Here is a 25993-nt window from a genome sequence, read left to right as displayed (position 1 = left end):
CTTTTTTATTGCACGGACACCTTTCGCCAGACCCCTCGCCCAGACCGACCGGCAGGAGAGACCGATGGTCCAGCCGAACCCGACCCCCGCCCAGGTGGCCGCGCGCACCGCGCGCCCCGCCGACCGAGCCGTGTCCGGTGAGGAGGTCACCGGCGCCGAGTCGATCGTCCGCTCGCTCGAGTCGGTCGGCGTCGAGAACGTCTTCGGCATCCCGGGCGGCGCGATCCTTCCGCTCTACGACCCGCTCATGGACTCCAAGCAGATCCGCCACGTGCTGGTGCGGCACGAGCAGGGCGGCGGGCACGCGGCCCAGGGCTACGCCCACGCGACCGGCAGGGTCGGCGTCACGATGGCGACGTCGGGCCCGGGCGCGACGAACCTCGTGACCCCGATCGCCGACGCGCACATGGACTCGGTGCCGCTGGTGGCGATCACCGGTCAGGTGGCGCAGTCGCTCATCGGCACGGACGGGTTCCAGGAGGCGGACATCGTCGGCATCACGATGCCGATCACCAAGCACTCCTACCTGGTCACGGACCCCGACGAGATCCCGCGCACGATCGCCGAGGCGTTCCACATCGCCTCGACCGGCCGGCCGGGCCCCGTGCTGGTGGACATCGCCAAGTCCGCGATGACGTCGCGCACCACGTTCTCCTGGCCGCAGGAGCTGGCGCTGCCCGGCTACCACCCCGTGACGAAGCCGCACGCCAAGCAGATCCGCGAGGCCGCCAAGCTGCTCGCCACCGCCCGCCGCCCGGTGCTGTACGTGGGCGGCGGCGTCATCCGCGCGGGCGCGTCGGAGGCGCTGCGCCGGCTCGTCGACGTCTCGGGCGCCGCCGTCGTCACGACCCTCACCGCACGGGGCGCCGTCCCCGACAGCCACCCGCAGCACCTCGGCATGCCGGGCATGCACGGCACGGTGCCCGCCGTGGCCGCGCTGCAGAAGGCCGACCTGGTCGTCGCCCTCGGCGCCCGCTTCGACGACCGTGTCACGGGCCGGCTGTCGAGCTTCGCCCCGAGCGCCGCCGTCGTGCACGCCGACATCGACCCCGCGGAGATCGGCAAGAACCGCCCCGTGGACGTGCCGATCGTGGGCGACCTGCGCGAGGTGATCGCCGACCTGGTGCCGGCGCTCGAGGCCGAGCACGCCAAGGTGGGCAAGCCGGACCTGGCGGCGTGGTGGCACCAGCTCGACACCTGGCGCGAGACCTACCCCCTGGGCTACACGCCCACCGCCGACGGGCACCTGTCGCCGCAGCACGTGATCTCCCGCCTCGGCGAGCTCGCCGGCCCGGACGCGATCTACGCCGCGGGCGTGGGGCAGCACCAGATGTGGGCGGCGCAGTTCATCCGCTACGAGCGGCCGCGCACCTGGCTGAACTCCGCGGGCCTCGGCACGATGGGCTTCGCGGTCCCCGCCGCGATGGGCGCCAAGGTCGGCGAGCCCGACCGCGAGGTGTGGGCCATCGACGGCGACGGCTGCTTCCAGATGACCAACCAGGAGCTGGCCACCTGCGCGATCAACGACATCCCGATCAAGGTGGCGCTGATCAACAACAGCTCCCTCGGCATGGTGCGGCAGTGGCAGACGCTCTTCTACGACGAGCGCTACTCCAACACCGACCTGCACACCGGGCACGGCACCAAGCGCATCCCCGACTTCGTGAAGCTCGCCGACGCGTACGGCTGCGAGGGCATCCGCGTGGAGCGCGAGGACGAGGTCGACGCCGCGATCAAGCGGGCCCAGGAGATCGACGACCGCCCCGTGGTCATCGACTTCCAGGTCTCGCGCGACGCCATGGTGTGGCCGATGGTCGCCGCCGGCGTGCCGAACGACGACATCCAGTACGCGCGCGGCATCTCGCCGGCGTGGGACCGCGAAGACTGACCGGCGCGAGCAGAGACGGAGAGCCACCATGTCGCGTCACACCCTGTCCGTGCTGGTCGAGAACAAGCCGGGCGTCCTCACCCGCGTCACCGCGCTGTTCGCGCGGCGCGCGTTCAACATCCACTCCCTGGCCGTCGGCCCCACCGAGCACGAGGAGATCTCGCGCATCACCGTGGTGGTCGACGTCGAGGAGCACCCGCTCGAGCACGTGACCAAGCAGCTCAACAAGCTGGTCAACGTCATCAAGATCGTCGAGCTCGACCCGGAGTCGTCCGTGCAGCGCGAGCTCCTGCTCGTCAAGGTGCGGGCCGACGCCGCCACCCGCGCCGGGGTGCTGGAGGTCGTCGACCTCTTCCGCGCCCACGTCGTGGACGTGGTGCCCGACACCGTCGTCGTCGAGGCGACGGGCACCGACGCGAAGCTGTCCGCGCTGCTCAGCGCGCTCGAGCCGTACGGCGTCCGCGAGATCGTCAAGTCCGGCACGCTCGCGGTGGGCCGCGGCTCGCGGTCCATCACCGACCGAGCGCTGGAGCGGGTACGCACGGCCTGACGCCGTTCGCGTACCGTCACCCCTGCCGGTGACCACCGAGAAACCGACCAGCAGTACCGATTCGAAGTATCGAGACCGAGGAGCATCACCGTGGCTGAGCTGTTCTACGACGACGACGCCGACCTGTCCATCATCCAGCAGCGCAAGGTCGCCGTCATCGGCTACGGCAGCCAGGGGCACGCCCACGCGCTGAACCTGCGCGACTCGGGCGTCGACGTCCGCGTCGGCCTGCGCGAGGGCTCCGCGTCCGCGAAGAAGGCCGAGGACGAGGGCCTGCGCGTGCTCACCGTCGCCGACGCCGTCAAGGAGGCGGACGTCGTCGTCATCCTCGCGCCGGACCAGGTCCAGCGGCACGTCTACCGCGACGAGATCGCCCCGAACCTCGCCGAGGGCGCGGCGCTCGTCTTCGGGCACGGCTTCAACATCCGCTTCGGCTACATCAAGCCCGAGGCCGGCCACGACGTCCTCATGGTCGCCCCCAAGGGCCCGGGCCACCTCGTGCGCCGCGAGTACGTCGACGGCCGCGGCGTGCCCGTGATCGTCGCCGTCGAGCAGGACGCGTCCGGCTCCGCCTGGGAGCTCGCCCTGTCCTACGCGAAGGGCATCGGCGGCCTGCGCGCCGGTGGCATCAAGACCACGTTCACCGAGGAGACCGAGACCGACCTCTTCGGCGAGCAGGCCGTGCTGTGCGGCGGCGCCTCGCAGCTGGTCCAGTACGGCTTCGAGACGCTGACCGAGGCGGGCTACCAGCCCGAGGTCGCGTACTTCGAGGTGCTGCACGAGCTGAAGCTGATCGTCGACCTCATGGTCGAGGGCGGCATCGCCAAGCAGCGCTGGTCCGTCTCCGACACGGCCGAGTACGGCGACTACGTCTCCGGCCCGCGCGTCATCGACCCGCACGTCAAGGAGAACATGAAGGCCGTCCTCGCGGACATCCAGAACGGCGCCTTCGCCGAGCGCTTCATCGCGGACCAGGACGCGGGCGCGCCCGAGTTCACCGCGCTGCGCGAGAAGGGCGAGGCGCACCCGATCGAGACCACCGGGCGCGAGCTCCGGAAGATGTTCTCGTGGATCAAGCCCGCTGACTCCGACTACACGGAGGGCAGCGCCGCTCGCTGACCCACACCGTCAGCAGCGACGCGCGCGGCCGCCGCCCGGGAGACCCCCGGCCGGCGGCCGCACGTGCGTCCGGAGGTGCCGGGGCCCTCCGGGGGCGGACACAGGTCGGCCAGGAAGGATGTCCGGGATGAGCGACCACACGAGCCGTCCTCCGACGGGCGACCCGCCGGCAGCGCGCATCGCGGAGTTCTGGGACGCCGCCCGCCCGAGCGCCGGGCGCGCCGGCCCCGCCGGGGCGTCGGGGGAGCGGTCGGCGGACGCCGTCCCGCCGCCCGCATGGTCGTTCGGCGACTCGCCCGGGCTCGCCGACGAGCTCCTCGCCCTGGTGCTCCAGGGGCGCAAGACGGCCGCGGCGTCGCTCGTCGTCGAGTTCGAGGACGTCGGCGACCCGGTGCCCGCCCCGGGGGACCTGTCGATCGTGCTGGACGGCCGGGGCGAGCCGCGCGCACTGATCCGGACCGTGCGGGTCGAGATCGTGCCGTTCGCGGAGGTCACGGCCGAGCACGCCCACCTCGAGGGCGAGGGCGACCGCACGCTGGAGTCGTGGCGCACGGAGCACGAGCGGGCCTGGCGCGACGCGCTCGCGTCCCTCGGGCGCGAGCTCGACCCGTCGATGCTCGTGGTGTGCGAGCGGTTCACGGTGCTCTTCCCGGCCTGACGGCGGCCGGGCGCGTTCTCCCGTCAGCTCAGCAGGCCCGCCCAGCCGCGGACGACGTCGACCAGGCCCACACGGTCGAGGGCGTCGACGTCGGACAGGTGGTGCCAGGCGACGCCGTCGGTGGTGCCGTCGGCCTCGACCGAGAGCTTCCCGCCCACGACGTGGGCGTGGTAGACGATGCGGATGCCGTGCATCGGCTCGATCGGGGCGCCGAGGCCGATGTCGAACCGCTGCTCCGTGGGGACGACGATGCTGTCCACGCCGAGCAGGCCGTCGACGACGACGTCGTAGCCGGTCTCCTCGCGGAGCTCGCGCACGACCGCGTCCTCGGGGTGCTCGCCGGGGTCGATGCCGCCCCCGGGCATCGTCCAGCCCGACCCGGTGCCGCCGGACCAGTGGGGGAGCAGGATGCGGTCGTCCTCGACGACGAGGGCGTAGGCGGCGACGCGCGTGAACATCCCGGCATCATGCCATGCCGCACCGGCCTGCGGCGCCGTGGCCTGGCAGGATGGTCGGCATGACCGACGACGCGAACGCTGGGCTGACCGACGCCGAGCAGGCCGACCGCATCACGCAGTTCTGGGACGTCGCCCGGCCGAGCGCCGGCCGCACCAGCCACGGCGGCGCGGTGGGCGAGCGGTCCGAGAACGTCGTGCCGCCGCCGGCGTGGTCGTTCGGCGACTCGCCCGAGCTGGCCGACGAGCTGCTCCAGCTGGTGCTCGACGGCGTGAAGACCGGCACCGCGGCCGCCGTGTGGGAGTACGAGGCGGCGGAGGAGCCCCTGCCGCGCAAGGGCGACCTGTCGATCGTGCTCGACGGCACCGGCGCGCCGCGCCTCCTCATCAAGACCACCCGGGTCGACACCGTGCCGTTCGACGACGTGACCGCAGAGCACGCCGCTGCCGAGGGCGAGGGCGACCGCTCCCTCGCCGACTGGCGCGCGGGGCACGAGCGCTACTGGCGCCGCACGCTCGAGCAGATCGGGCGCGAGTTCGACCCGACGATGCCCGTCGTCTGCGAGCGGTTCAAGGTGCTGTTCCGCGCGTGAGCCGGTTCCCGGGACCCGCCACGATCCGACCTGCCACGCCCGAGGACGCCCCGGGATGCGCCCTCGTGCACCACACGTCGTGGGTGGAGACGTACGGCGGACTGCTCCCGGCGGAGCACTGGGAGACCGACACCCTCGAGGCGCGGACCGCGACCTGGCGGCGCTGGCTCGCCGGCGAGCTGACCGCGGTCGTGGCGGAGTCCGACGGGCGTGTCGTCGGCGTCGCGTTCGCCGCCGCGGGCCGGGAGGTCGGCGGTCATGTCCCCGTGCGCGACCGCGAGCTCTGGCTCCTCTACGTGCTGGGGGCGTACCACGGGACGGGCGCCGGCCAGGGGCTGCTGGACGCCGTCCTTCCGCCCAACGTGCCGGCCCAGCTCTGGGTCGCGGAGGAGAACCCGCGGGCTCGCCGGTTCTACGAGCGCAACGGGTTCGTGCCCGACGGCGCCCGCTTCGTCGACGAGCGGCTGGACCTCGCCGAGGTCCGGCACGTGCGCTGACCGCTCCGGGAGGGGCTACGCCGGGGTGAGGACCAGCCAGGCGAAGCCGACCACGCCGCGGTAGCCGCCCAGGTACTCGTCGCGTCGCCGGTCGGCGAAGGCGCGCGCCCCGGGCGTCCCGACGCGCTCGATGCCGGCGCGCCAGTCGGACTCGAAGTCGTCCCACTCGGCCTGCGTGGAGGTGGCGGCGTGCAGCACGCGCAAGCCGGCGTCCGTGGCGGCACGGGCCAGGCCCGCGAGGTCGGGCAGGTCGCCGAAGTCCCGGCGCACGTCCGCGTCCGGCTCGGCCTCGTAGACCCCGTCGCCGAACAGCAGCAGGCCGCCGGGCGCGGTGTGCCGGTGCAGGGCCGCGAACGCGTCCGGGGCGTCGCCCCAGATGTACCCGGCACCCACGTTCAGCACCACGGGCGCCGTCCCGTCCCATGCCGACGCGTCCGCCTCGTGGAAGGCCACCCGGTCGCCGAGGCCGCGCTCCGCCGCGCCACGCCGCGCGCGCTCGAGGTCGCCCGGGTGCTTGTCGACGCCGTCGCCGGCGAGGCCGTGCCGCGCGCACAGCCGCAGCAGGAGCTCGCCCGAGCCGCAGCCCAGGTCGAGGACGCGGGCGTCGGGGGCCGGGGGAGCGAGGCGCTCGAGGAGGTCCGCCACCCGCGCGGCGCCGAGCGGGGAGTTGAAGGTCAGGTTCGCGGCGGCCGCGTCGAAGTAGGGCCGGAGGTCGTCGTCCGAGGTCATGGGGCGATCGTGGGCGAGCGGGGCGCGCGGGCCAAGGGAATTGTCGGGGTGCCGCCCGTGACCTGCGAGGTCACGACGCCGCCTGTCCGAGGAATGAGATTTCTGTCCGCATCATGACCCCGCGGGCTTAGGCTCGCCCTCATGACGCGGAGCATCGACCTGGCAGTGGTGGCCGGCGACGGCATCGGGACCGAAGTCGTGGAGCAGGGCCTCGCGGTCCTCGAGGCGGCGGTCTCCGGGGCCGACGTCAAGGTCTCCACCACCGAGTTCGACCTGGGCGCGCGCCGGTGGCACGCGACCGGCGAGACGCTGACCGACACCGACCTCGAGGCCATCAAGGGCCACGACGCGATCCTGCTGGGAGCCATCGGCGACCCCAGCGTGCCGTCCGGCGTCCTCGAGCGCGGCCTGCTGCTCAAGCTCCGCTTCTCCCTGGACCACTACGTCAACCTCCGCCCGGGCAAGCTGTACCCCGGCGTGACGAGCCCGCTGGCGAACCCCGGCGAGGTGGACTTCGTCGTCGTGCGCGAGGGCACCGAGGGCCCCTACGTGGGCAACGGCGGCGCGCTGCGCGTCGGCACCCCGCACGAGATCGCGACCGAGGTCTCCGTCAACACCGCGTTCGGCGTCGAGCGCGTCGTGCGCGACGCCTTCGCCCGTGCGCAGGCCCGCCCCCGCAAGCACCTCACGCTGGTGCACAAGCACAACGTGCTGGTGCACGCCGGGCACCTGTGGCGCCGCACGGTCGAGGCCGTCAACGCCGAGTTCCCCGACGTCACGACGGACTACCTGCACGTCGACGCCGCCACGATCTTCCTCACGACCAACCCGTCGCGGTTCGACGTGATCGTCACCGACAACCTGTTCGGCGACATCCTCACGGACCAGGCCGCCGCGATCACCGGCGGCATCGGCCTCGCCGCGTCGGCGAACATCAACCCGGACCGCACCGCGCCGTCGATGTTCGAGCCGGTGCACGGCTCCGCCCCGGACATCGCCGGGCAGGGCAAGGCCGACCCGACCGCCACCGTGCTGTCGGTGTCCCTCCTGCTCGACCACCTCGGCCTCGCCGAGGAGGCCGCCCGCGTGGAGGCGGCCGTCGCCGCCGACCTCGTGGAGCGCGGCGACCGAGTACGCACGACGGCCGAGGTCGGGCGCGACCTCGCCGCTCGCGTCAACGGCTGACGACAGCCCCACCGTCGTCACCGGACGGCGCGGCGCCACCCGCGCCGCGCCGTCGGACGAGTCGTCCGAGCCACCGCCCGCCCCGGCCGTCATCCCCATCGATCACCCGGCGTCTCCTCCGAGCCGTCTTCTTCGTGTCCGGGTGGCCGCTGTGGTCGGAGCGACGCCGGTGCCCACGGGATGCGCGGTCGTGGAAAACTACAGGGGTCACCCGGTGAAAGGGCCCCGCATCATGACCACATCCAGCACCACCGCCTCCGCCGCGAGCACCGACCGACCGGGCATCCTCCCGGCCGAGCTCGAGGACCTCGTCGCCCTCTTCGACGTGCGCGAGACGGACAGCCCGACGCCCGACGCCGAGCGCGAGGCCGCGCTGCAGGCGCCGAAGTTCGGCACCGTCTTCTCCGACCACATGGCCCGCATCAGCTGGCGCCAGGGCGACGGCTGGCTCGACCGCCGCATCGAGAAGTACGGGCCCCTGCAGCTCGACCCCGCGACCGCCGTCCTGCACTACGCGCAGGAGATCTTCGAGGGCATGAAGGCCTACCGTCACGACGACGGCACGGTCTGGACCTTCCGCCCCGACGCCAACGCGGCGCGGTTCGCCCGCTCGGCGCACCGGCTGGCGCTGCCGGGGCTGTCGGTGGACGACTTCATCGGGTCCATCGCGGCGCTCGTGCGCACGGACCTCGCCTGGGTGCCGTCCGGCGAGGACTCCAGCCTGTATCTGCGGCCCTTCATGTTCGCGTCCGAGTCGTTCCTCGGGGTGCGGCCCGCGGCCGAGGTGGAGTACCTGGTCATCGCGTCGCCGGTGGGCCCGTACTTCGCGGGCGGCGTCAAGCCCGTGTCGATCTGGGTGGCCGAGGACTACCACCGGTCCGGGCCGGGCGGCACCGGCGACGCCAAGTGCGGCGGCAACTACGCCGCCAGCCTCCTGCCGCAGATGATCGCGCAGGAGCAGGGCTTCGACCAGGTGTGCTTCCTCGACGCCACGTCGGACACGTACCTCGAGGAGCTCGGGGGCATGAACGTGTTCGTCGTCATGGCGGACGGGGCCGTGCACACGCCCGAGCTCACCGGCTCGATCCTCGAGGGCGTGACGCGCTCGTCGATCCTGCGCCTCGCCGCCGACCACGGCCGCGACGTCGTGGAGCGCCGGATCCCGCTCGCCGAGGTCGCGGCGGGGCTCGCCGACGGCAGCGTGCGCGAGATCTTCGCGTGCGGCACCGCGGCGGTCATCACCCCGGTCGGCCGGCTCGCCGGCGACTCGTTCGACCACCAGGTCTCGGGCGGCGAGCCCGGCGAGCTCACCATGGCGATCCGTGCCGAGCTCACCGACATCCAGTACGGTCGGGCCGCGGACCGGCACGGCTGGATGCGCCGGCTCGCCTGACGCGGCGCCGCGCGGGTCTGCCGCGGGACGGTCGGGCGGGGTCGGTCACGACCACGGACGGAGGCCCGACACCGCATGGCAACCCCGATCACGGCGGACGCGCTCAACCGCACCACCCTCGCGCGCCAGCAGCTGCTCACCCGGTCCGACGACGACGTCCCCGCCGTCGTCGGGCGGGTGGGCGGCCTGCAGGCGCAGCACGCCGACATGCCGTACGTCGCGCTCTGGTCGCGGCGCTCGGGGCAGACGATCGCGGCGCTCGAGGAGGCCCTGACCGACGGCGTGGTGGTCAAGGCGACCGTGATGCGGTCCACCCTGCACCTCGTGCCCGCCGACGTGTGGCCCCTGCTCGACGCCGTCTCGGCGGAGCAGCGGCTCGCGGCCTGGCGCGCGAGCGCCCGGCGGGCGGGCGTCGACCTCGCCGGCCTCAACGCCGCCGTGCGCGCGTACTGCGCCGAGCCGCGCACCCTCGACGAGGTGGAGTCCTTCGCCGCCGAGCAGTACCCCGGCGTCGACGCCGTCGCGGCGATCCCCGGCGGCGTCAGCCGCGCGTGGTGGCGCCTCGCGAGCGCGGGCGGCGGCCTCGTGCACGTGCCCCCGAGCGGGCTGTGGGGCTCCCACGTGGCGGTGCGGTACCAGGACGGCACCCGCTGGCTGGCCGACCGGCTGCCGCACCCGCTGCCCGAGGTCCCGCCCGACGAGGCCCGGGCCCGCGTCGTCGGGCGCTACCTGGCCGCCTTCGGGCCGGCGTCGGCCCGCGACGTCGCGCGCGGGGTGGGGATCCGGGGCGTCGGGGCGCTGAAGCGGGCCCTCGCGCTGCTGGAGCTGCGCGCCTACGAGGCGCCGGACGGGCGGGAGCTGCTCGACCTCGACGGCGCGGACCTCGCCCCCGGGGACGCCGCCGCCCCGCCGCGGTTCCTGGCCCGGTGGGACCAGCTGCTCGTGGCGCACGACGTGCGCGACCGCCTCGTCACCCCGGCGGCCGTCCCGCAGGTCTACCGGCGCAACGCGGACGTGCTGCCCACGCTGCTCGTCGACGGGCGGGTGGCCGGCACGTGGTCCACCGAGCGCGACGGCGAGCGGGCCACGTTGCGCGTGGTCGAGCTGGAGCAGGTCGCCCCGGCGGCGCGCGAGGAGGCCGAGGCGGAGGCGGCGGCGCTGCTCGCCTACCTCGAGCCCGACGCCGCGGAGAGGTCCGTCGCATGGTCGCTGCCCGCCTGAGCCGAGCGCCCGCGGCGTGGACGTGCTGTCGGGGCGCCGCGCGGGTGTGGCACCATGTGGCCCATGACACGCCTCGCGTACCAGCGTCGCTCGCTCATCATTGCGTAGCGCGTCCGGCACACCCGCCGGACGCGCAGACCTTCCGTACCCCGGAGGGTCTTTTTTGTTGACCTGATCGCCCAGAGCTCCACGACGTTGGGGAGTCCCGCATGACCGCCACCCCGTTCCACGTGTACGACACCACCCTGCGCGACGGCGCGCAGCAGGAGGGCATGAACCTCTCCGTGGCGGACAAGCTGGCCATCGCGCCGCTGCTGGACGAGCTGGGCGTCGGCTTCATCGAGGGCGGCTGGCCCGGGGCGATCCCCAAGGACACGGAGTTCTTCCGCCGCGCGGCCAAGGAGCTGCGCCTGGAGAACGCCCTGCTGGCCGCGTTCGGCTCCACCCGCAAGGCGGGCACCCGGGCCTGGGACGACCCCCAGGTGCGCGCCCTGCTCGACTCCGAGGCGCCCGTGGTCACCCTCGTGTCGAAGTTCGACGTGCGGCACGTGGAGCGCGCGCTGCGCACCACCCCCGACGAGGGCCTGGCGATGATCACCGACACGGTGGCGTTCCTCGTGGGCGAGGGGCGCCGGGTGGTGGTCGACGCCGAGCACTTCTTCGACGGCTACCGCTTCGACGCCGCGTACGCGCGGGCCGCGGCCGAGGCGGCGTTCGCGGCGGGCGCCGAGGTCGTCACGCTGTGCGACACCAACGGCGGCATGCTGCCCCACTGGGTGACGGACGTCGTGACCGGGGTGCGCGAGTCGCTCGGCGTGCCGCACGGGCGCGACGCCGCGCCGGGCGACCCCCTGCTGGGGATGCACGCGCACAACGACTCCGGGTGCGCCGTCGCGAACACGCTGGCCGCCGTGGCCGCGGGCGCCTGGCACGTCCAGGGCACCGTCAACGGGTACGGCGAGCGCACGGGGAACGTGGACCTCGTGACCGTCGTCGCGAACCTCGAGCTCAAGCACGGCCTGCGCACGCTCGCCGGCGGGGGGCTGGAGGAGGCGACCCGCATCGCCCACGCCGTCGCGGAGATCACCAACATCTCCCCGTACGCGCGCCAGCCGTACGTCGGCGCCAGCGCGTTCGCCCACAAGGCGGGCCTGCACGCCAGCGCCATCAAGGTGGACCCGGACCTCTACCAGCACATCGACCCCACCGCCGTCGGCAACGACATGCGCATGCTCGTGTCCGACATGGCCGGGCGGGCCTCGATCGAGCTCAAGGGGCGCGAGCTGGGCTACGACCTCAGCGGCCAGGGCGAGCTGCTCACCCGCGTCACGACCCGGGTCAAGGACGCCGAGGCGCAGGGCTACACGTTCGACGCCGCCGACGCGTCGTTCGAGCTGCTGCTGCGCGAGGAGCTCACGGGCACCCGGCAGTCGTACTTCCGGGTCGAGAGCTGGCGCACGATCGTGGAGACGGTCGTCGGCAACGCGGGTCACGACGCCGCGAGCCGGGACGCGGACGCGGTCGCCGAGGCGACCGTGAAGCTGCACGCGGGCGGCGAGCGCGTCGTCGCCACGGGCGAGGGCAACGGGCCCGTGAACGCCCTCGACCAGGCGCTGCGCAGCGCGCTCACGCGCGTCTACCCGCAGATCGGGAAGTTCGAGCTCATCGACTTCAAGGTGCGCATCCTCGACGCCCAGCAGGGCACCGACGCCACCACCCGCGTGCTCGTCGAGACGACCGACGGGCAGCACTCGTGGTCCACGGTGGGCGTCGGGCCCAACGTCATCGAGGCGGCGTGGGAGTCGCTCATCGACGCGTACGTCTACGGGCTGCTGCACGCCGGCGTCGAGGCGCGCTGACCGCCGGGCCCGGGCGCTACTTCGGCGCGCGGGCCTGCAGGCGGTGGGGCTGGACGGCCTCGTACGTGGCCTTGAGCGCGGCGGTGGTCTGGTCGTAGCGACGCTGCGCGACGCGCACGAACAGGAAGTCGACGATGGCGAGCTGGGCGATACGGCTCGACATCGCCCCGGAGCGGAACTGCGTCTCGCGCGCGGTCGTGGAGAGCACGACGTCGGCGAGCTCGGCGAGCGGGGACGACGGGAAGTTGGTGACGGCGACGGTCGTGGCGCCGGCGTCCTTGGCGAGGGTGAGGGCCTGGATCGTCTCGACCGTGGTGCCCGTGTGCGACACGGCGACGGCGACGCAGCCCTGGCCGAGCAGCGCGGCGGACTGGAGCTGGCCGTGCAGGTCCACGGGGGCGAAGCAGACGATGCCGATGCGCGAGAGCTTCTGGGACAGGTCCTGCGCGGTGAGGCCGCTGGAGCCGGCGCCGTAGACGTCGACGCGCGGCGCGGCGGCCATGGCGCCGACGGCGCGCTCGAGCGCGTCCAGGTCGAGCATGCGCGCCGTCTCCTCGATGGTCCGGGCCTCGTGGAACGCGATCTTGGACACGACGTCGGTGGCGGTGTCGGTCCGGTTGATCTCGCCCTCCGCGATGCCGGACCGTTCGAGCTCCACGGCGCGGCGGCTCGTGGCCTGCGCGAGGTCGATCCGGAACTCCGGGTAGCCGGCGTAGCCCACGGCACGGCAGAACCGCACGACCGTCGCCTGGGACGTGCCGGCGCGCGACGCGAGCTCGGTGATGGTGGCGCCGACGACGCCGGGCGGGTCGTCGAGCACGACCGAGGCGATGCGCGCCTCGGCGGGCCGCAGCGTGGGCAGGGTCTGGCGGAGCCGGACGAGGACGTCACCGTTCATGCGCGGGGTTCTCCTTCCCGGCGGGCGCCGGCGTCGGGTGGGTGGCGGGTGGCGCGGGCGACAGGGTGCCCCGCACGGTGAGCCAGGGGTCGGTGGGCTCGACGAGCGAGCCGCCGCGGTCGTCGGCCAGCGAGCGGGCGAGGCGCAGGGCGCCGTCGAGCGGGCTGCCGTCCGCGGGCACGAGCCGCACGTCGGGGCGCAGGGCGGACAGGCGCGCCCGCAGCGGGGTGGTGACGGCGTCGCCGATCTGCAGGACGCCGCCCGTCAGCGCGGCCAGCGGCGGGATGCCCGGCCGCAGCGCGGCGACGAGGGTCTCCGCGAGGTGGGTGCCGGCGTCGTGCAGGATCCGCTGGGCCACGAGGTCGCCGGCCCGGGCGGCGTCGGCGACCGCGGGGGTGAACGACGCGAGCACGTGGGCACGGTCGGCGCGCCCGTAGAGCGCGGCCGGCCAGCCCTCGACGGGGCCGAAGCGTTCCATCGCCGCGGCGAGCAGCGTGGGGGAGGCCGGGCCGGGGCGGGCGTCGTGCGTGGCGACCGCGGCCCGCAGGCCGTGCGCGCCGATCCACGACCCGGAGCCGAGGTCGCCGAGCAGGTGGCCCCAGCCGTCGGCCCGGTGCCAGCGGTGGCGCAGGTCGGTGGCCAGCACGATCGCCCCCGTGCCGACGGCGGCCACGGCGCCGGGGCGCCCGCCCAGCGCGCCGAGGTGCGCGGCGAGCGCGTCCGCGGCGACCGCCGTGGCGGTGGCGCCGGCGTCGTGCAGCACGTCGTGCAGGGCGCCCGGGTCGGGCACCAGGGACGGGAGGCCGGTGACCGACAGCGCGGCGGACGCGATGCGCACGCCGGGGAGGCGGCGCCCGAGGGCCGCGACGAGCTCGGCCACGACGTCGGCGGCGTCGCTGCCGGCGGCCGTGATGCGCACGGGCCGGCCGGTGAGGGTGATCGGGCCGTCGTCGGCGCCGGTCGGCGAGCCGGGGGCCGGGAGCGCGGGCACGGCGACCAGGCGCGCGCCGCTGCCGCCGACATCGACGGCGACGACGCGCTCGAGGGCGGGGGGCGGGGCGTCCGTGCCGGTCACGGGGAACAGTGTGGCAGTCATTTTCTCGCGAAGGGGGGCTAACGAAACGAATCTCGCCCGCTCGGGGCCGGGTGTGACCGACGCCGCGTCCCGTCCGGGCGCAGCACGGCTACCGTGGTGACGTGCATGGTGAGTACAAGGTTCCCGGTGGCAAGCTCGTGACGGTCGACCTCGACGTGCGCGACGGGCTGCTCGCCGACGTCAGGCTCAGCGGCGACTTCTTCCTCGAGCCGGACGACGCGCTCGAGGTCATCGACGACACCCTGGCCGGGCTGCCGCGCGAGACGTCCACGAGCGAGATCGCCCGGGCCGTCGACGACGGCCTGCGCCGCGCCGAGCAGGACGGGCGCGTGGCGGGCGAGGTGGCCATGGTCGGCTTCGACGCCTGGTCGGTCGCCGTCGCGGTGCGCCGCGCCCTGGGCCTGGCCACCACGTGGGACGACCACACCTTCGAGGTGCTGCGCCCGGGCCCGCTGGCCCCGGCCACCCTCGCCGCCCTGGACCAGGTGCTCACCGAGGAGCTGGCCGAGGGCCGGCGCGGGCCCACGCTGCGGTTCTGGGACTGGACCGAGCGCGCGGTGTTCATCGGGTCCTTCCAGTCGCTGCGCAACGAGGTGGACCCCGAGGGGGTGCGCAAGCACGACGTCACCGTGGTGCGGCGCATCTCCGGCGGCGGCGCCATGTTCATGGAGGCGGGGAACTGCGTGACGTTCTCCCTCGTGGTGCCCGCCTCGCTCGTGGACGGGCTGTCCTTCGAGCAGTCGTACGCCTTCCTGGACTCCTGGGTGCTGGGCGCGCTGGAGGACGTCGGGGTCGAGGCGTACTTCTCGGGCATGAACGACGTCTCGTCGCCGGCCGGCAAGCTCGCCGGGTCGGCGCAGAAGCGCCTGGCGGGCGGCGCCGTGCTGCACCACATGACGATGGCCTACGACATCGACAACGCGAAGATGCTCGAGGTGCTGCGCATCGGCCGCGAGAAGCTGTCCGACAAGGGCACGACCAGCGCGAACAAGCGGGTGGACCCGCTGCGGTCGCAGACCGGCATGGCGCGCGACGAGATCGTCGACGCCTTCGAGGCGCACTTCAGGGCGCACTACCGCACCAAGGACTCCACGCTGCGCGAGGACGAGCTCGCGCGGGCGGAGGAGCTGGTGCGCACCAAGTTCGGCAACCCGGCCTGGATCAACCGCGTGCCCTGACCCGCGTGCCCTCCCGGGCCGCTCGTCGGCCCGTACGGGGTCGGACCTCCCGCGGAGGTCACCGTCCTGTCACGGAATGGTGCGGCGACTTTGCACGCCCTCGGTTGGTCAGTAATCTTCCTCCCAGACCGGCCGCCGGGAATTTCCTTTCAACCCGGGGGTCGTCGCACGCGACGACCGCGTGCTGCACGACAGCGATCAGCAGACAGCGAGACGAGGACGTCGCGCCGGACGACGAGGACGTCGCGACGACATGACCGCGCGAACGGCGCCCACGGGGGCCGCGCACGAGGGAACGGCCCAGGGGCCGTCAGGGGAGGACAGCGATGCGGCGAGAGAAGTGGACCCGGACAACCGTGGGGGTCGCGACCGCGGCACTGGTGGCGCTCGGCGCCGCCGCCTGCGGCAGCGGCTCCGACGACGGCGGGGACGGCGCCGTCGACGGCGAGGGCAAGACCCTCGACGTGTGGATCATGCAGGGCACCAACCCCAGCGCCGACACTTTCTTCGACGAGGTCGGGAAGGCCTTCACCGAGGAGACCGGCGGGGCGAAGCTGAACGTCGAGTTCGTCGAGTGGGCGGACGCGCACGACCGCTTCGTCACCGCGATCGCCGGCGGGACCACGCCGGACGTCGCGGAGACCGGCACCACGTGGACGCCGGAGTTCGCGGACGCGGGCGCGCTCGCGCCGCTCGACGACTACATCGCCGACGCCGGGCTGGGCGACGACCTGGTGGACGGCCTCGTCGACGCCGGCACGTACGACGGGAAGCTGTACGGGATGCCCTGGTACGCGGGCGTCCGCTCCCTCGTGTACAACAAGGACATCTTCGAGAAGGCCGGCGTGGAGCCGCCCACCACCTGGGCGGAGATCGAGTCGGCCGCCAAGGCGATCAAGGCGAAGTTCCCGGACAAGACCGCGGTCGCGGTGCCCGGCGACGCCGAGTTCACGGTGTACCCGTGGGTCTGGGGCGCCGGCGGCGAGGTCGCGACGCTCGACGGCGACACCTGGACCTCGGGCCTCGACAGCCCCGAGGCGCAGGAGGGCCTGAGCTTCTGGACCGGGCTGGCCGAGGACGGCTACTCGTCGGCGGGCGCCACGACCTGGCGCGAGACCGACGTGCTCGACGCGTTCGCCCAGGGCGACGTGGGCATGGCGATCATGGGCTCCTGGACCCCGGGCGCCATCGTCGAGGCGAACAAGGACATGGACGGCAAGTTCGCCGCCGTGCCGATCCCGGGCAAGGACGGCGGCATGTCGCCGTCGGTGCTCGGCGGCTCGCACCTCAGCATGTTCTCCACCGCCGAGGACCAGGACCTCGCGTTCGCGTTCATCAAGCTGATGACCACGGGCGAGTTCGCCACCGAGTGGGGCGAGCAGGCCGGCTACTTCCCGGGGCAGAAGTCGCTGCTCGACGAGACGCTCAAGAGCACCGACCCGCTCGTGGCGCCGTTCGCGAAGCAGTTCGTCGAGGGCGGTGCGTCCGTGCCGGTGTCGCCGAACTTCGGCGCCGTCCAGGCCAAGCTGACGACCAGCACGATGATGCAGTCGATCCTCTCGGGCAGCCAGGACGTGCCCACCGCCAGCACGAAGGCGGCCGACGAGATGTCGTCGCTGCTCAACGGTGGCAACTGACGGATGACGAGCACTCTCCCCGTCGCGGCCCCCGCCGGGCCCGGGCAGCAGCCCGGGCCCGGCGGGCGCCGCCCGCTCGGCCGGTCCCTCCTGGCGCGCACCCGCCCGTGGATGCTCCTGACGCCCGCGCTGCTCGTGCTCGCCGTGCTGCTCCTGTGGCCGCTGCTGCGGGTCGTCCTGTTCTCCCTGCAGGACTACGGGCTGCGCGAGATCGTCTCGGGCGAGCCGAACTGGATCGGGCTCGACAACTTCGCCGAGATCTTCACCTCCGAGCAGCTGTGGGCCGTGGTGCTGCCGAACACCGTGGTGTTCGCCGTCCTGTCGGTCGCCTGCACGGTGGTGTTCGGCACCGCGGTGGCGGTGCTGCTCGCGTCGCTGGGGCGCGTCTGGCGCACCGTCGTGTCGAGCGCGATCATGGCGGCCTGGGCGATGCCCGCCGTCACCGGCACGTACGTGTGGATCTGGATCTTCGACGCCGACCGCGGCGTGTTCAACCACGTGCTGCAGGCCCTCGGCCTGCAGGACGCGCCCGTCAACTGGTTCACCGACCGCTGGTCGTTCTACGCCATCGTGCTGCTGAACGTGGTGCACCACGGCTTCCCGTTCGTGGCGATCACCGTGCTCGCCGGCCTGCTCGGCGTGCCCAAGGAGCTGCTGGAGGCCGCCCAGATCGACGGGGCCGGACCGTGGCGCCGGTTCTTCTCGGTGATCGTGCCCCAGCTGAAGCAGATCTTCGCCGTCGTGATCATCCTGTCGACCATCTGGGACTTCAAGGTCTTCGCGCAGGTCTACCTCATGCCGGGCGGCGCGGGCAGCAACCGTGACGTGCTCAACCTCGGCGTCTGGTCGTACACCGAGTCGTTCGGGCAGAACCGGTACGGCTTCGGCGCCGCGATCGCGGTGCTGCTCACCCTGCTGCTGCTCGGCATCACCGTCGCGTACGTGCGCACCATCCTGAAGGAGGACGAGCTGTGAGCGCCGCGACCAGCACCGCCCCGCGAGCCGACCGGCGGACCGCCGCCCCCGCGCGGCGGCGCGGGCCCGGCCGGCCCTCCACCGCCGTCCAGGTGGGCAAGGGCGTGGCCGTCGCGCTGCTGCTCGTCTTCACGCTGTTCCCGGCGTACTGGATGCTCGTCAGCGCGTTCGACGGCAAGGCGGGCCGCGGGTCGTCCTTCGTGCCGGCCGAGCCCACCCTCGAGCACTTCGAGTTCGTGCTGACCGACGGCGGCTTCGACGTCTTCCTGCGCAACTCGCTGATCGTGGCGCTCCTCACCGTGCTCGCCTCGTCGCTGCTCGCCCTCCTGGCGTCCGTCGCCGTGGCGCGGTTCCGGTTCAGGCTGCGCACGCAGGTGCTCATGCTCGTGCTCGTGGTGCAGATGGTGCCCCTGGAGGCGCTCGTCATCCCGCTGTTCGTGCAGGTGCGCAACCTGCACCTGCTGGGCACGCTCACCGGCCTGGTCGTCGTGTACGTCGCGCTGGCGCTGCCGTTCGGCATCTGGATGCTGCGCGGCTTCGTCGCCGCCGTGCCGGTGGAGCTCGAGGAGGCCGCGTACCTGGACGGCGCCACGTGGGGCCGGATGTTCCGCTCGATCCTGCTGCCGCTCGTCGCCCCCGGGCTCGTGGCCACCAGCATCTTCAGCTTCATCACGGCGTGGAACGAGTTCGTCTTCGCGATGACGCTGCTCGGCGGCGAGACCCAGAACTACACGGTGGCCATCGGGCTGCGGTCGTTCTTCGGGCAGCACTCCAACGACTGGGGCTCGATCATGGCGGCCTCGACCATCATCACCGTGCCGGTGATGATCTTCTTCATCCTGGTCCAGCGGCGGCTCGCGTCGGGCCTGACGTCCGGGGCGGTGAAGGGATGAGCGCGCCCGACGCCACCCTGCGCGCGGTGCACGGGGTGCTCCTGCCCGGGTTCTCGGGCACCACCCCGCCGCCGTGGCTCGCCGACGCGGCGCGCTCCGGGCTGGCGGGGGTCGTGCTCTTCGCGCACAACACCCCGGACCTGGCCGCGACGGCCGCGCTCACCGCGAGCCTGCACGACCTCGCGCCGGATCTGCTGGTCGCGACCGACGAGGAGGGCGGCGACGTGTCGCGGCTCGAGGCCGCGACGGGGTCGTCGCTCCCCGGCGCCGCGGCGCTCGGGGTGGCGGACGACGCCGGGCTGACCCGCGACACCGGCGAGGCGCTCGGCCGGCTGCTCACCGCCGCGGGGGTCGACCTCGACCTCGCGCCGGTGCTCGACGTCGACGCGCCGGGCAACCCGGTGATCGGCGTGCGCGCGTTCGGCACCGACCCGGAGGCCGTCGCACGGCACGGGGCCGCGTTCGCGCGCGGGCTGCAGCGCGGCGGCGCGGGCACGTGCGCCAAGCACTTCCCCGGGCACGGGTCGACCACCACCGACTCGCACCTCGAGCTGCCCGTCGTCGCCGCGGACCTCGGCACGCTGCGCCGGCGCGACCTCGTGCCCTTCGCCGCGGCGCTCGCGGACGACGGCGCCGGGCCCGACGACGCGCCCGCCCTGGACACCCTCATGACGGCGCACGTCGTCGTGCCGGCCCTCGGCCCGGCCCCCGCGTCGCTCGAGCCCGCGGTGGCCGCGCTCGCCCGCGAGCTCGGTCACGCCGGGCCCGTGATCACCGACGCGCTCGACATGCGCGCCGTCTCCGACGGCGCGGACGTGGGCGAGGCCGCAGTGCGCGCCGTCGAGGGCGGCGCGGACCTGCTCTGCCTCGGCACGACGGCGGGCCGCGAGGACGAGGCGCTGTTCCGCTCCGCGGTCGACGCCCTCGTCGACGCCGTCCGCACGGGCCGCCTGACGCCGGAGCGGCTCGCCGCGTCGCGACGACGCACCGACGCGCTCGTGGCGCGGCTGCGCGCACGGCGCGCGTCCCTGGGCGCGGCCGGCGTCCCGGGCGCCGACGCCGCGCGCCGCGCCCAGGAGTCGCTCGCCGCGATCGGCGCCGACGTCGCGCGCCGCGCCGTCCGGGCCGTGGGCCCGGCGTCCCCGGTCCTCGCCGGCGCGCCCGACGTCGTCGACCTGCGCCTGCGGCTCGACCACGCCGCCGGCCGCACCGCCACGCACGTGCAGCGCGCCGTCGTGGCCCGCTGGCCCGGCGCGACGCTGCACCCCGCCCCGGGAGGCCCCGCGCCCGACGACGCCGCGTTCGACCGGCTCGTCGGCGAGCTGGCGGGCCCCCGGCCGGTGGTCGTCGTGACGCGCGAGCCGGTCCCGGGGAGCGTCGAGCGCTCCCGGCTGGCCGCGCTGCAGCGGGCCCGGCCCGACCTCGTCGTCGTGCACACCGGCGTCCCGGAGGCGGGGGAGCGGTGGCTCGCCGCGCTGCCCGGCGGCCTGCCCGCGACCGTGCTCGCCTGTGGCACCGGCCGGGCCAACGCCGAGGCCGCCGTGGCGCTGCTCGCGGCCGCGGGCTCCCGCACGGAGGTGGGGCGATGATCGTCATCGGCATCTCGTCCGGCACCAGCGTCGACGCGATCGACGCCGCGGCCGCCGACCTCGACCTGCGCGCGGACGGGACCCTGCACCTGCGCCCGCTCGGCCACACGGAGTACCCCTGGCCCGACCACCTGCGCCGCCGGATCCTCGCGGCGCTGCCGCCCGCTCCCGTCGACATGGGCGAGGTGTGCCAGCTCGACACGCTGATCGGGCAGGAGCTCGGGGCCGCCGCACGACGCGCCGTCGACGACCTGGCCGGCGGCGACGCCGACCTCGTCGCCTCGCACGGTCAGACGCTGCACCACTGGGTGGTCGCGGGCCGTACGCGCGGCACGCTGCAGCTCGGCAACCCGGCGTGGGTGGCGGAGCGCTCGCGGCGGCCGGTCGTCAGCGACTTCCGCGTCGCCGACGTCGCCGCCGGCGGCCAGGGCGCCCCGCTCGTCAGCATCCTCGACGCGCTGTGGCTGGGGCACGACGGCGAGGCCGCGGCCCGGGACTCGGCCGCGCTCAACGTCGGCGGCATCGCGAACGTCACCGTGGTCGGGGCGCACGACGCCCCGGTCCTGGGCTGGGACACCGGGCCCGGCAACTGCCTCGTCGACCACGCCGTCCAGCGCCTGACCGGCCGGCCGTTCGACCGCGACGGGGAGCTCGCCGCGCAGGGCGCCGTCGACCGCGAGGCCCTGGACGCGCTGCTCGGCGAGCCGTACTACGACCTGCCCGTGCCGCGCTCCACCGGCCGCGAGCTCTACGACGGCGAGTACGTCGCCACGCGGCTCGCCGCCGCAGGCCTGGGTGCCGACCGCCTGAGCACCGCCGACCTCGTCGCCACGCTCACCGAGCTGACGGCCGTCACCGTGGCGCGGTCGCTGGCCGAGCACGGACCGGCCGCCGGGGTCGGGCGCGTGGTGATCTCCGGCGGGGGAGCGCGCAACCCGGTGCTCGTCGAGCGGCTCCGGGCGCACCTGCCCGCCACCACGGGACTCGTCACCTCCGACGAGCTGGGGATGCCCGTGGACGGCAAGGAGGCGTACCTCTTCGCCCTGCTCGGCTTCCTCGGCGTGCACGGCGTGCCGGGCACCGCCGCCGGGCCGCAGCGCCGGCAGGCCACCGGGGCCCGCCGCCCCGTCGTGCTGGGGTCGCTCACCCCGCCGACGCCGCTGCCGGTCGACCCCGTGCGAGGCGCCGTGCGGCGACTCGTCCTCGCGACCTCGCCGCCGGACCACCTGGCGGCGTCGCGTCACCTGACGACTCCGAGAGGAAGCAGCCGATGAGCGGAGCGCACGTCCCCGACCCCTCCGACACCTCTGCCGGGACTCCGGCCGACGCGCCGGAGGACCTGCTCGCCGTCGCGCGGATGGTCTCGCCGACGGAGGAGCGCAACCCACGCACCACCGACATCGACCTGCTCCCCGCGGCGGACGTCGTGCGCCTCATCCTCGAGGAGGACGCTGGGGTGGCGAGCGTGGTGCGGGCCGAGCGGTTCCGGGTCACGCAGGCGGTCGAGCTCGCCGTCGAGGCGATCCGCGCCGGGGGCCGCGTGCACTACGCGGGCGCGGGCACGTCCGGGCGTCTCGGCGTCCTCGACGCCGTCGAGCTCTCGCCGACGTACGGCGTCGGCACCGAGTGGTTCGACGCGCACCTCGCCGGCGGGCCGGACGCGATGACCCTCGCCGTCGAGGGCGCCGAGGACGACGCCGAGGCGGGCCGCCGGGACCTCGACGACGTGGGCCCGCACGACCTCGTGGTCGGCCTCGCCGCCTCCGGCCGCACGCCGTACGTGGGCGGCGCGCTGGAGCTGGCCCGGGAGCGGGGCGCGCGCACCGCCCTCGTGAGCGCCAACCCGTCCGCACCGCTGGCCGCGCTCGTGGACGTCGCGATCCTGGTGGACACGGGCCCCGAGGCCGTCACCGGGTCCACCCGGATGAAGGCCGCGACGGCGCAGAAGATCGTGCTCAACACGTTCTCGACGGCCACGATGATCCGGCTGGGCAAGACGTACTCGAACCTCATGGTCGACGTGCGCGCCACCAACGCCAAGCTCCGCGCGCGCCTCGTGCGGCTGCTCAGCCAGGCGACGGGGCTCACGCCGGAGGTCTGCGCGCCCGTCCTCGCCGACGCCGACGGCGAGGTCCAGGTGGCGCTCGTCATGCTCCTGGCCGGCGTCGACGCCACGGCCGCCACCGGCGCCCTGGCCGGCGGTGACGGCGTCCGCGGCGCCCTCTCCCGCCTCGGCGCCGCCCCGCCGCGGTAGTCCCCGTCCCCGCGAGGTCTCGACCGACCTCGGCGACGGCCGGACGCCCTCGGGGGAGCCGGGACTACGTCGCGGGGGTGGGGCGGGCGCCGAAGACGGCGGTGCCGACGCGGACCACGGTGGCGCCCTCGGCGACGGCGAGCTCGAGGTCGCCGGTCATGCCCATGGAGAGCTCGTGGGCGTCGGCGGTGCCCGGCGCGTCGCTCGCGAGCACGGCGTCGCGCACGGCACGGAGGCGGGCGAAGCCGGCGCGCACCCGGGCGCCGTCGTCCGAGCGCGCGCCGATCGTCATGAGGCCGACGAGGCGCAGGCCGGGCAGCGCGGCGACGTCGAGCGCGAGCGCGACGGCGTCCTCGGGCGCGACGCCGGACTTGCTCTCCTCTCCGGAGACGTTGACCTGCACGAGGACGTCGAGCGTGCGACCGTCGCGGGCGCAGCGCGTGGACAGGGCCTGGGCGAGGGCGAGGGAGTCCACGGAGTCGATGGCGGCCGCCGCGCCCAGGACGGCGTTCACCTTGTTCTTCTGCAGGTGGCCGATGAGGTGCGCCTCCACCCGCCCGGCGGCGACGAGGTCGGCCAGGGCGGGGGCCTTGGCGACGAGCTCCTGCACGCGGTTCTCGCCGACGAGCACGGGCCGGTCGTCGCCGGCCGCGGCGGCGAGGTCGAGGGCGGCGCGCACCCCCTCGAGCACGGTCGCGGCGTCCTGCGTCTTGGTGGCCAGCAGCACGCGGACCTCGCGCGGGTCACGACCCGCCGCGCGGGCGGCCGCGGCGACGCGGTCGTGGACGGCGGCCAGGCGTGCGGGGATCCCGGGACACTCGTTGGGCATGGTGGCCAGTCTACGAACGCCGTCGGTCGCCGGGGCACGTGACCGACGCCGCACCGGACCAGGGTCGCCTCAGGGGCATCCCGGGTGGTGCGCCGCGCCCGCCGCGGGCGAGGATGGTGCCGTGAAGGCCCTGCTCAACATCATCTGGCTCGTCTTCGGCGGCTTCTGGCTGGCGCTCGGCTACGCCGCCGCCGGGATCCTCTGCTGCATCACGATCGTCGCCATCCCGTGGGGCATCGCGTCGTTCCGGATCGCCGGGTACGCGCTGTGGCCGTTCGGCCGCACCGTGGTCGACAAGCCCGGCGCCGGCGGCTGGTCGGTGCTCGGCAACATCATCTGGATCGTGTTCGCCGGCATCTGGCTCATCATCGGCCACATCACCACGGCGATCGCGCAGGCGATCACGATCATCGGCATCCCGCTGGCGATCGCGAACATCAAGATGATCCCGATCTCGCTGCTGCCGCTCGGCAAGGACATCGTGTCGAGCGACGCCCGGTACCCGACCTACCAGCACTCCCCGCAGGGGTACCCGGCCCGCTGACGGCCGGCCCCGCGCTCAGGCGCGGGCGATCGGGGCGAGCCGGCCGGCGGTGAGCCGCAGCAGGTCGTCGGGGGCGAGGGACACGTCCAGGCCTCGGCGCCCGCCGGACACGTAGACCACGTCGAACCCGGCCGCCGACGCGTCGAGCACGGTCGCGTGCCGCTGCTTCTGCCCGAGCGGGGAGATGCCGCCCACCACGTACCCGGTGGCGCGCTGCGCGGCCGCCGGGTCCGCCATCGCTGCCCGCTTGCCGCCGACGGCGCGGGCCAGCGCCTTGAGGTCGAGGCTGCCGTCCACCGGCACGATGCCGACGACGAGGCGGCCGTCGACGTCGGCCAGCAGCGTCTTGAAGACCTGCGCCGGGTCCGCGCCGAGCGCCTCGGCGGCCTCCAGCCCGTAGCTCAGCTCCGACGCGGGGTCGTGCTCGTAGGCGTGCCGGCCGTAGGCCACGCCCGCCCGGTCGAGGGCGACGAGCGCCGGCGTCCCGTGCGAGTCCTGCCTGCTCTTCTTCGCCACGGGGCGATTCTGCCCGCTCGACGCGGGGTCGCGGCCACCCCTTTTCGGCGGCTCAGGCGGCGGCGCGGGCGAGCCTCGGCAGCATCGACCGCCACGACTGCCGGCCGAGCTCCGCGGACCCGGCCGGGTGCGGCCCCTCCCGCACGACGACGCGCGTGCCGTCGCCGGCGGGCGCGAGCTCGACCCGCAGCTGCGACGCCCACGGCCCGTCGACGCCCGGGACGCCCACCCACGCGCCGCCGGCGGCGACCAGGCGGCCGGGCACGAGCGCGGTGAACGTGCCGTCGAACGCCGAGCGGAACGACGGGTCGGCGTCGAGCGTCATGGCGAACCGCAGGACGCCACCCACCCGCGCGTCGATCTCGACCTCCTCGCGCGGGGTGCGCACGCCCTCGGGCCCGTACCAGCGCGCGAAGACGTCCGGGTCGGTGAACGCGGCGAAGACGGCCGCGGGCGGCACGTCCAGCACCTCGGTGTGCTCGACGTCGTACTCGGGATCGGTGGCTGCCACGGTCCTGTCCCTTCCGGAGGCGGGCACGGGGATCGCGCGCCCGCAGGTGAGACGCCGCGCGGGCGCCCCGCTCATCGGCGCCGGACCCACCGCGCCCCACCTTCACCCGCCGCCCGCGCCCGCGCCGCGGACCGCGTACCGTGGCGGGCGTGCTGCTGCTCCTCGTCCTCGCGATCCTGGTGGGCGGGGCGCTCCAGCGGGTCACGGGCATGGGCTTCGGCCTCGTGGCCGGCCCGTTCATCGTGCTCATCGTCGGCCCGCTCGAGGGCGTCCTGTTCGTCAACCTCGCGGGCGCGATCGCGTCGGCGCTGATCCTCGGCCGCGTCGCGCGCGACGTGGACTGGCGGCGGTACGCCTGGCTCGCCACGACGTCCGTGCTGGTGATGGTGCCGGCCGCCCTGCTGCTGCGCGACGCGAGCCGCGCGGCGCTCGAGGTCGCCGTCGGGGCCCTCGTCGTCGTCGCGATGACGCTCGCCGTCGTCACGACGCGGCTGCGGCGCGGGGACCGGCACCCCGTGCGGCCGGAGGCCCGTGCCCCGCTGGTGGTCACCGGCGTCGCGAGCGGCGTCGGGAGCGTGGCCGCGGGCATCGGCGGCCCGCCGGTGGCGATCTACTCCGTGCTCAGCGGCTGGGACCCGCGCGCCTTCGCCGCGACGGCGCAGCCCTTCTTCGCCACCAACGCGCTCGCGGCGCTCGTCGCCAAGCTGACGCTCACCGACGCGTCCTTCCCGCCGTTCGCCCTCTGGCAGTGGCTGGTCGTGCTGGCCGCGATCGTGGCGGGCCTGGTGGTCGGCGACTGGCTCACGCCGCGCGTCCCCGCGGCGACGGTCCGGCGCGGGCTGATCGTGCTGGCGTACGTCGGAGGGGCGGCGACGCTCGTGCAGGGGCTCGTGCACCTCGCCTGACGGCGCCCGCCGACCCGCCGG

The 25993-nt window shown here is 74.6% G+C and carries 26 protein-coding genes; 19 read left to right on the top strand and 7 right to left on the bottom strand.

The window, feature by feature from the left end; all coding sequences use genetic code 11:
• Window positions 1–64: 64 nt before the first annotated feature.
• From ACFU9A_RS16840 to ACFU9A_RS16825, 4 genes are all read left to right on the top strand, one after another.
• Window positions 65–1888, top strand: a complete 1824-nt coding sequence (locus tag ACFU9A_RS16840) for an acetolactate synthase large subunit (protein WP_430576421.1) — start codon at window positions 65–67, stop codon at window positions 1886–1888.
• Between the two features lie 28 nt (window positions 1889–1916).
• The gene (gene ilvN / locus ACFU9A_RS16835) at window positions 1917–2438 is read left to right on the top strand and encodes an acetolactate synthase small subunit (RefSeq protein ID WP_430576420.1); all 522 of its coding nucleotides are present in this window, start codon (window positions 1917–1919) and stop codon (window positions 2436–2438) included.
• Window positions 2439–2528: 90 nt separating this feature from the next.
• Complete coding sequence (ilvC, locus tag ACFU9A_RS16830; RefSeq protein ID WP_430576419.1) at window positions 2529–3557, top strand: ketol-acid reductoisomerase; 1029 nt, start codon at window positions 2529–2531, stop codon at window positions 3555–3557.
• A gap of 127 nt (window positions 3558–3684) precedes the next feature.
• Complete coding sequence (locus tag ACFU9A_RS16825; protein WP_430576418.1) at window positions 3685–4215, top strand: ASCH domain-containing protein; 531 nt, start codon at window positions 3685–3687, stop codon at window positions 4213–4215.
• Between the two features lie 23 nt (window positions 4216–4238).
• Here the strand turns inward: ACFU9A_RS16825 and ACFU9A_RS16820 are convergent, their stop codons facing one another.
• Window positions 4239–4673: an NUDIX hydrolase gene (locus tag ACFU9A_RS16820; protein WP_430576417.1), complete on the bottom strand. Its 435-nt coding sequence runs from the start codon at window positions 4671–4673 to the stop codon at window positions 4239–4241.
• 59 nt (window positions 4674–4732) lie between these two features.
• Here ACFU9A_RS16820 and ACFU9A_RS16815 point away from each other — a divergent pair, with 59 nt between their 5' ends.
• Both ACFU9A_RS16815 and ACFU9A_RS16810 read left to right on the top strand, forming a co-directional pair.
• The gene (locus ACFU9A_RS16815; RefSeq protein WP_430576416.1) at window positions 4733–5263 is read left to right on the top strand and encodes an ASCH domain-containing protein; all 531 of its coding nucleotides are present in this window, start codon (window positions 4733–4735) and stop codon (window positions 5261–5263) included.
• Window positions 5260–5760, top strand: a complete 501-nt coding sequence (locus ACFU9A_RS16810) for a GNAT family N-acetyltransferase (RefSeq protein WP_430576415.1) — start codon at window positions 5260–5262, stop codon at window positions 5758–5760. The genes ACFU9A_RS16815 and ACFU9A_RS16810 overlap by 4 nt, the downstream gene beginning before the upstream one ends.
• A 15-nt stretch (window positions 5761–5775) precedes the next feature.
• Here ACFU9A_RS16810 and ACFU9A_RS16805 read toward each other — a convergent pair whose 3' ends face one another.
• Window positions 5776–6489 (bottom strand): methyltransferase domain-containing protein, encoded by a 714-nt coding sequence (locus tag ACFU9A_RS16805; protein WP_430576414.1) that lies wholly within the window; start codon window positions 6487–6489, stop codon window positions 5776–5778.
• A gap of 141 nt (window positions 6490–6630) precedes the next feature.
• Here ACFU9A_RS16805 and ACFU9A_RS16800 point away from each other — a divergent pair, with 141 nt between their 5' ends.
• From ACFU9A_RS16800 to cimA, 4 genes are all read left to right on the top strand, one after another.
• Complete coding sequence (locus ACFU9A_RS16800) at window positions 6631–7674, top strand: 3-isopropylmalate dehydrogenase (RefSeq protein ID WP_430576413.1); 1044 nt, start codon at window positions 6631–6633, stop codon at window positions 7672–7674.
• Window positions 7675–7906: 232 nt separating this feature from the next.
• Entirely contained in the window at window positions 7907–9067 is a 1161-nt protein-coding gene (locus ACFU9A_RS16795; RefSeq protein WP_430576412.1) for a branched-chain amino acid aminotransferase, read from the top strand.
• A gap of 75 nt (window positions 9068–9142) precedes the next feature.
• On the top strand, window positions 9143–10288 hold the full coding sequence (locus ACFU9A_RS16790) for a winged helix DNA-binding domain-containing protein (protein ID WP_430576411.1): 1146 nt from the start codon (window positions 9143–9145) through the stop codon (window positions 10286–10288).
• Between the two features lie 209 nt (window positions 10289–10497).
• Window positions 10498–12147 (top strand): citramalate synthase, encoded by a 1650-nt coding sequence (gene cimA, locus ACFU9A_RS16785; RefSeq protein ID WP_430576410.1) that lies wholly within the window; start codon window positions 10498–10500, stop codon window positions 12145–12147.
• A 16-nt stretch (window positions 12148–12163) separates the two neighbouring features.
• Here cimA and ACFU9A_RS16780 read toward each other — a convergent pair whose 3' ends face one another.
• Both ACFU9A_RS16780 and ACFU9A_RS16775 read right to left on the bottom strand, forming a co-directional pair.
• Entirely contained in the window at window positions 12164–13045 is an 882-nt protein-coding gene (locus ACFU9A_RS16780; RefSeq protein ID WP_430576409.1) for a MurR/RpiR family transcriptional regulator, read from the bottom strand.
• Complete coding sequence (locus tag ACFU9A_RS16775) at window positions 13035–14120, bottom strand: N-acetylglucosamine kinase (protein WP_430576408.1); 1086 nt, start codon at window positions 14118–14120, stop codon at window positions 13035–13037. The genes ACFU9A_RS16780 and ACFU9A_RS16775 overlap by 11 nt, the downstream gene beginning before the upstream one ends.
• A 122-nt stretch (window positions 14121–14242) precedes the next feature.
• On the opposite strand from ACFU9A_RS16775, the gene ACFU9A_RS16770 reads away from it, so the two are divergent.
• From ACFU9A_RS16770 to ACFU9A_RS16740, 7 genes are all read left to right on the top strand, one after another.
• Window positions 14243–15319, top strand: a complete 1077-nt coding sequence (locus ACFU9A_RS16770; protein WP_430576407.1) for a lipoate--protein ligase family protein — start codon at window positions 14243–14245, stop codon at window positions 15317–15319.
• A 326-nt stretch (window positions 15320–15645) separates the two neighbouring features.
• Window positions 15646–16956, top strand: a complete 1311-nt coding sequence (locus ACFU9A_RS16765) for a sugar ABC transporter substrate-binding protein (RefSeq protein WP_430576406.1) — start codon at window positions 15646–15648, stop codon at window positions 16954–16956.
• A 3-nt stretch (window positions 16957–16959) separates the two neighbouring features.
• Window positions 16960–17931, top strand: coding sequence for a carbohydrate ABC transporter permease (locus tag ACFU9A_RS16760; protein ID WP_430576405.1), 972 nt, complete (start codon window positions 16960–16962; stop codon window positions 17929–17931).
• A gap of 92 nt (window positions 17932–18023) precedes the next feature.
• Entirely contained in the window at window positions 18024–18824 is an 801-nt protein-coding gene (locus tag ACFU9A_RS16755; RefSeq protein ID WP_430576484.1) for a carbohydrate ABC transporter permease, read from the top strand.
• Entirely contained in the window at window positions 18821–20413 is a 1593-nt protein-coding gene (locus ACFU9A_RS16750) for a glycoside hydrolase family 3 N-terminal domain-containing protein (RefSeq protein WP_430576404.1), read from the top strand. Before ACFU9A_RS16755 ends, ACFU9A_RS16750 begins: the two co-directional genes overlap by 4 nt.
• Window positions 20410–21687, top strand: coding sequence for an anhydro-N-acetylmuramic acid kinase (locus tag ACFU9A_RS16745; protein ID WP_430576403.1), 1278 nt, complete (start codon window positions 20410–20412; stop codon window positions 21685–21687). Before ACFU9A_RS16750 ends, ACFU9A_RS16745 begins: the two co-directional genes overlap by 4 nt.
• Window positions 21684–22667, top strand: a complete 984-nt coding sequence (locus ACFU9A_RS16740; RefSeq protein WP_430576402.1) for an N-acetylmuramic acid 6-phosphate etherase — start codon at window positions 21684–21686, stop codon at window positions 22665–22667. The genes ACFU9A_RS16745 and ACFU9A_RS16740 overlap by 4 nt, the downstream gene beginning before the upstream one ends.
• Before the next feature lie 64 nt (window positions 22668–22731).
• Here the strand turns inward: ACFU9A_RS16740 and ACFU9A_RS16735 are convergent, their stop codons facing one another.
• Window positions 22732–23496 (bottom strand): YggS family pyridoxal phosphate-dependent enzyme, encoded by a 765-nt coding sequence (locus ACFU9A_RS16735; protein WP_430576401.1) that lies wholly within the window; start codon window positions 23494–23496, stop codon window positions 22732–22734.
• A 121-nt stretch (window positions 23497–23617) separates the two neighbouring features.
• Here ACFU9A_RS16735 and ACFU9A_RS16730 point away from each other — a divergent pair, with 121 nt between their 5' ends.
• Entirely contained in the window at window positions 23618–24040 is a 423-nt protein-coding gene (locus ACFU9A_RS16730) for a YccF domain-containing protein (protein WP_430576400.1), read from the top strand.
• A gap of 15 nt (window positions 24041–24055) precedes the next feature.
• On the opposite strand, the gene ybaK is transcribed toward ACFU9A_RS16730, so the two are convergent.
• Together ybaK and ACFU9A_RS16720 are read right to left on the bottom strand one after the other, a co-directional pair.
• The gene (ybaK, locus tag ACFU9A_RS16725; RefSeq protein WP_430576399.1) at window positions 24056–24556 is read right to left on the bottom strand and encodes a Cys-tRNA(Pro) deacylase; all 501 of its coding nucleotides are present in this window, start codon (window positions 24554–24556) and stop codon (window positions 24056–24058) included.
• A 52-nt stretch (window positions 24557–24608) separates the two neighbouring features.
• Window positions 24609–25067: an SRPBCC domain-containing protein gene (locus ACFU9A_RS16720; protein WP_430576398.1), complete on the bottom strand. Its 459-nt coding sequence runs from the start codon at window positions 25065–25067 to the stop codon at window positions 24609–24611.
• A 149-nt stretch (window positions 25068–25216) separates the two neighbouring features.
• Here ACFU9A_RS16720 and ACFU9A_RS16715 point away from each other — a divergent pair, with 149 nt between their 5' ends.
• Complete coding sequence (locus tag ACFU9A_RS16715) at window positions 25217–25972, top strand: TSUP family transporter (RefSeq protein ID WP_430576397.1); 756 nt, start codon at window positions 25217–25219, stop codon at window positions 25970–25972.
• Window positions 25973–25993: the final 21 nt, after the last annotated feature.

Source organism: Isoptericola sp. NPDC057653 (assembly GCF_042799955.1).
GTDB lineage: Bacteria > Actinomycetota > Actinomycetes > Actinomycetales > Cellulomonadaceae > Isoptericola.
The sequence above is the reverse complement of the archived record's forward strand: the minus strand, read 5'-3'. Positions and strand labels throughout refer to the sequence as shown.

Excerpts from the sequence above, each read along its gene's own strand:
- ACFU9A_RS16820 (WP_430576417.1), bottom strand. The coding sequence starts at position 4,673 with ATGTTCACGCGCGTCGCCGCCTACGCCCTCGTCGTCGAGGACGACCGC.
- ACFU9A_RS16795 (WP_430576412.1), top strand. The coding sequence starts at position 7,907 with ATGACCACATCCAGCACCACCGCCTCCGCCGCGAGCACCGACCGACCG.
- ACFU9A_RS16840 (WP_430576421.1), top strand. The coding sequence starts at position 65 with ATGGTCCAGCCGAACCCGACCCCCGCCCAGGTGGCCGCGCGCACCGCG.
- ACFU9A_RS16735 (WP_430576401.1), bottom strand. The coding sequence starts at position 23,496 with ATGCCCAACGAGTGTCCCGGGATCCCCGCACGCCTGGCCGCCGTCCAC.
- ACFU9A_RS16825 (WP_430576418.1), top strand. The coding sequence starts at position 3,685 with ATGAGCGACCACACGAGCCGTCCTCCGACGGGCGACCCGCCGGCAGCG.
- cimA (WP_430576410.1), top strand. The coding sequence starts at position 10,498 with ATGACCGCCACCCCGTTCCACGTGTACGACACCACCCTGCGCGACGGC.
- ACFU9A_RS16740 (WP_430576402.1), top strand. The coding sequence starts at position 21,684 with ATGAGCGGAGCGCACGTCCCCGACCCCTCCGACACCTCTGCCGGGACT.
- ACFU9A_RS16790 (WP_430576411.1), top strand. The coding sequence starts at position 9,143 with ATGGCAACCCCGATCACGGCGGACGCGCTCAACCGCACCACCCTCGCG.
- ACFU9A_RS16800 (WP_430576413.1), top strand. The coding sequence starts at position 6,631 with ATGACGCGGAGCATCGACCTGGCAGTGGTGGCCGGCGACGGCATCGGG.
- ACFU9A_RS16815 (WP_430576416.1), top strand. The coding sequence starts at position 4,733 with ATGACCGACGACGCGAACGCTGGGCTGACCGACGCCGAGCAGGCCGAC.
- ACFU9A_RS16765 (WP_430576406.1), top strand. The coding sequence starts at position 15,646 with ATGCGGCGAGAGAAGTGGACCCGGACAACCGTGGGGGTCGCGACCGCG.
- ACFU9A_RS16750 (WP_430576404.1), top strand. The coding sequence starts at position 18,821 with ATGAGCGCGCCCGACGCCACCCTGCGCGCGGTGCACGGGGTGCTCCTG.
- ACFU9A_RS16760 (WP_430576405.1), top strand. The coding sequence starts at position 16,960 with ATGACGAGCACTCTCCCCGTCGCGGCCCCCGCCGGGCCCGGGCAGCAG.
- ACFU9A_RS16780 (WP_430576409.1), bottom strand. The coding sequence starts at position 13,045 with ATGAACGGTGACGTCCTCGTCCGGCTCCGCCAGACCCTGCCCACGCTG.
- ilvN (WP_430576420.1), top strand. The coding sequence starts at position 1,917 with ATGTCGCGTCACACCCTGTCCGTGCTGGTCGAGAACAAGCCGGGCGTC.
- ACFU9A_RS16805 (WP_430576414.1), bottom strand. The coding sequence starts at position 6,489 with ATGACCTCGGACGACGACCTCCGGCCCTACTTCGACGCGGCCGCCGCG.
- ACFU9A_RS16745 (WP_430576403.1), top strand. The coding sequence starts at position 20,410 with ATGATCGTCATCGGCATCTCGTCCGGCACCAGCGTCGACGCGATCGAC.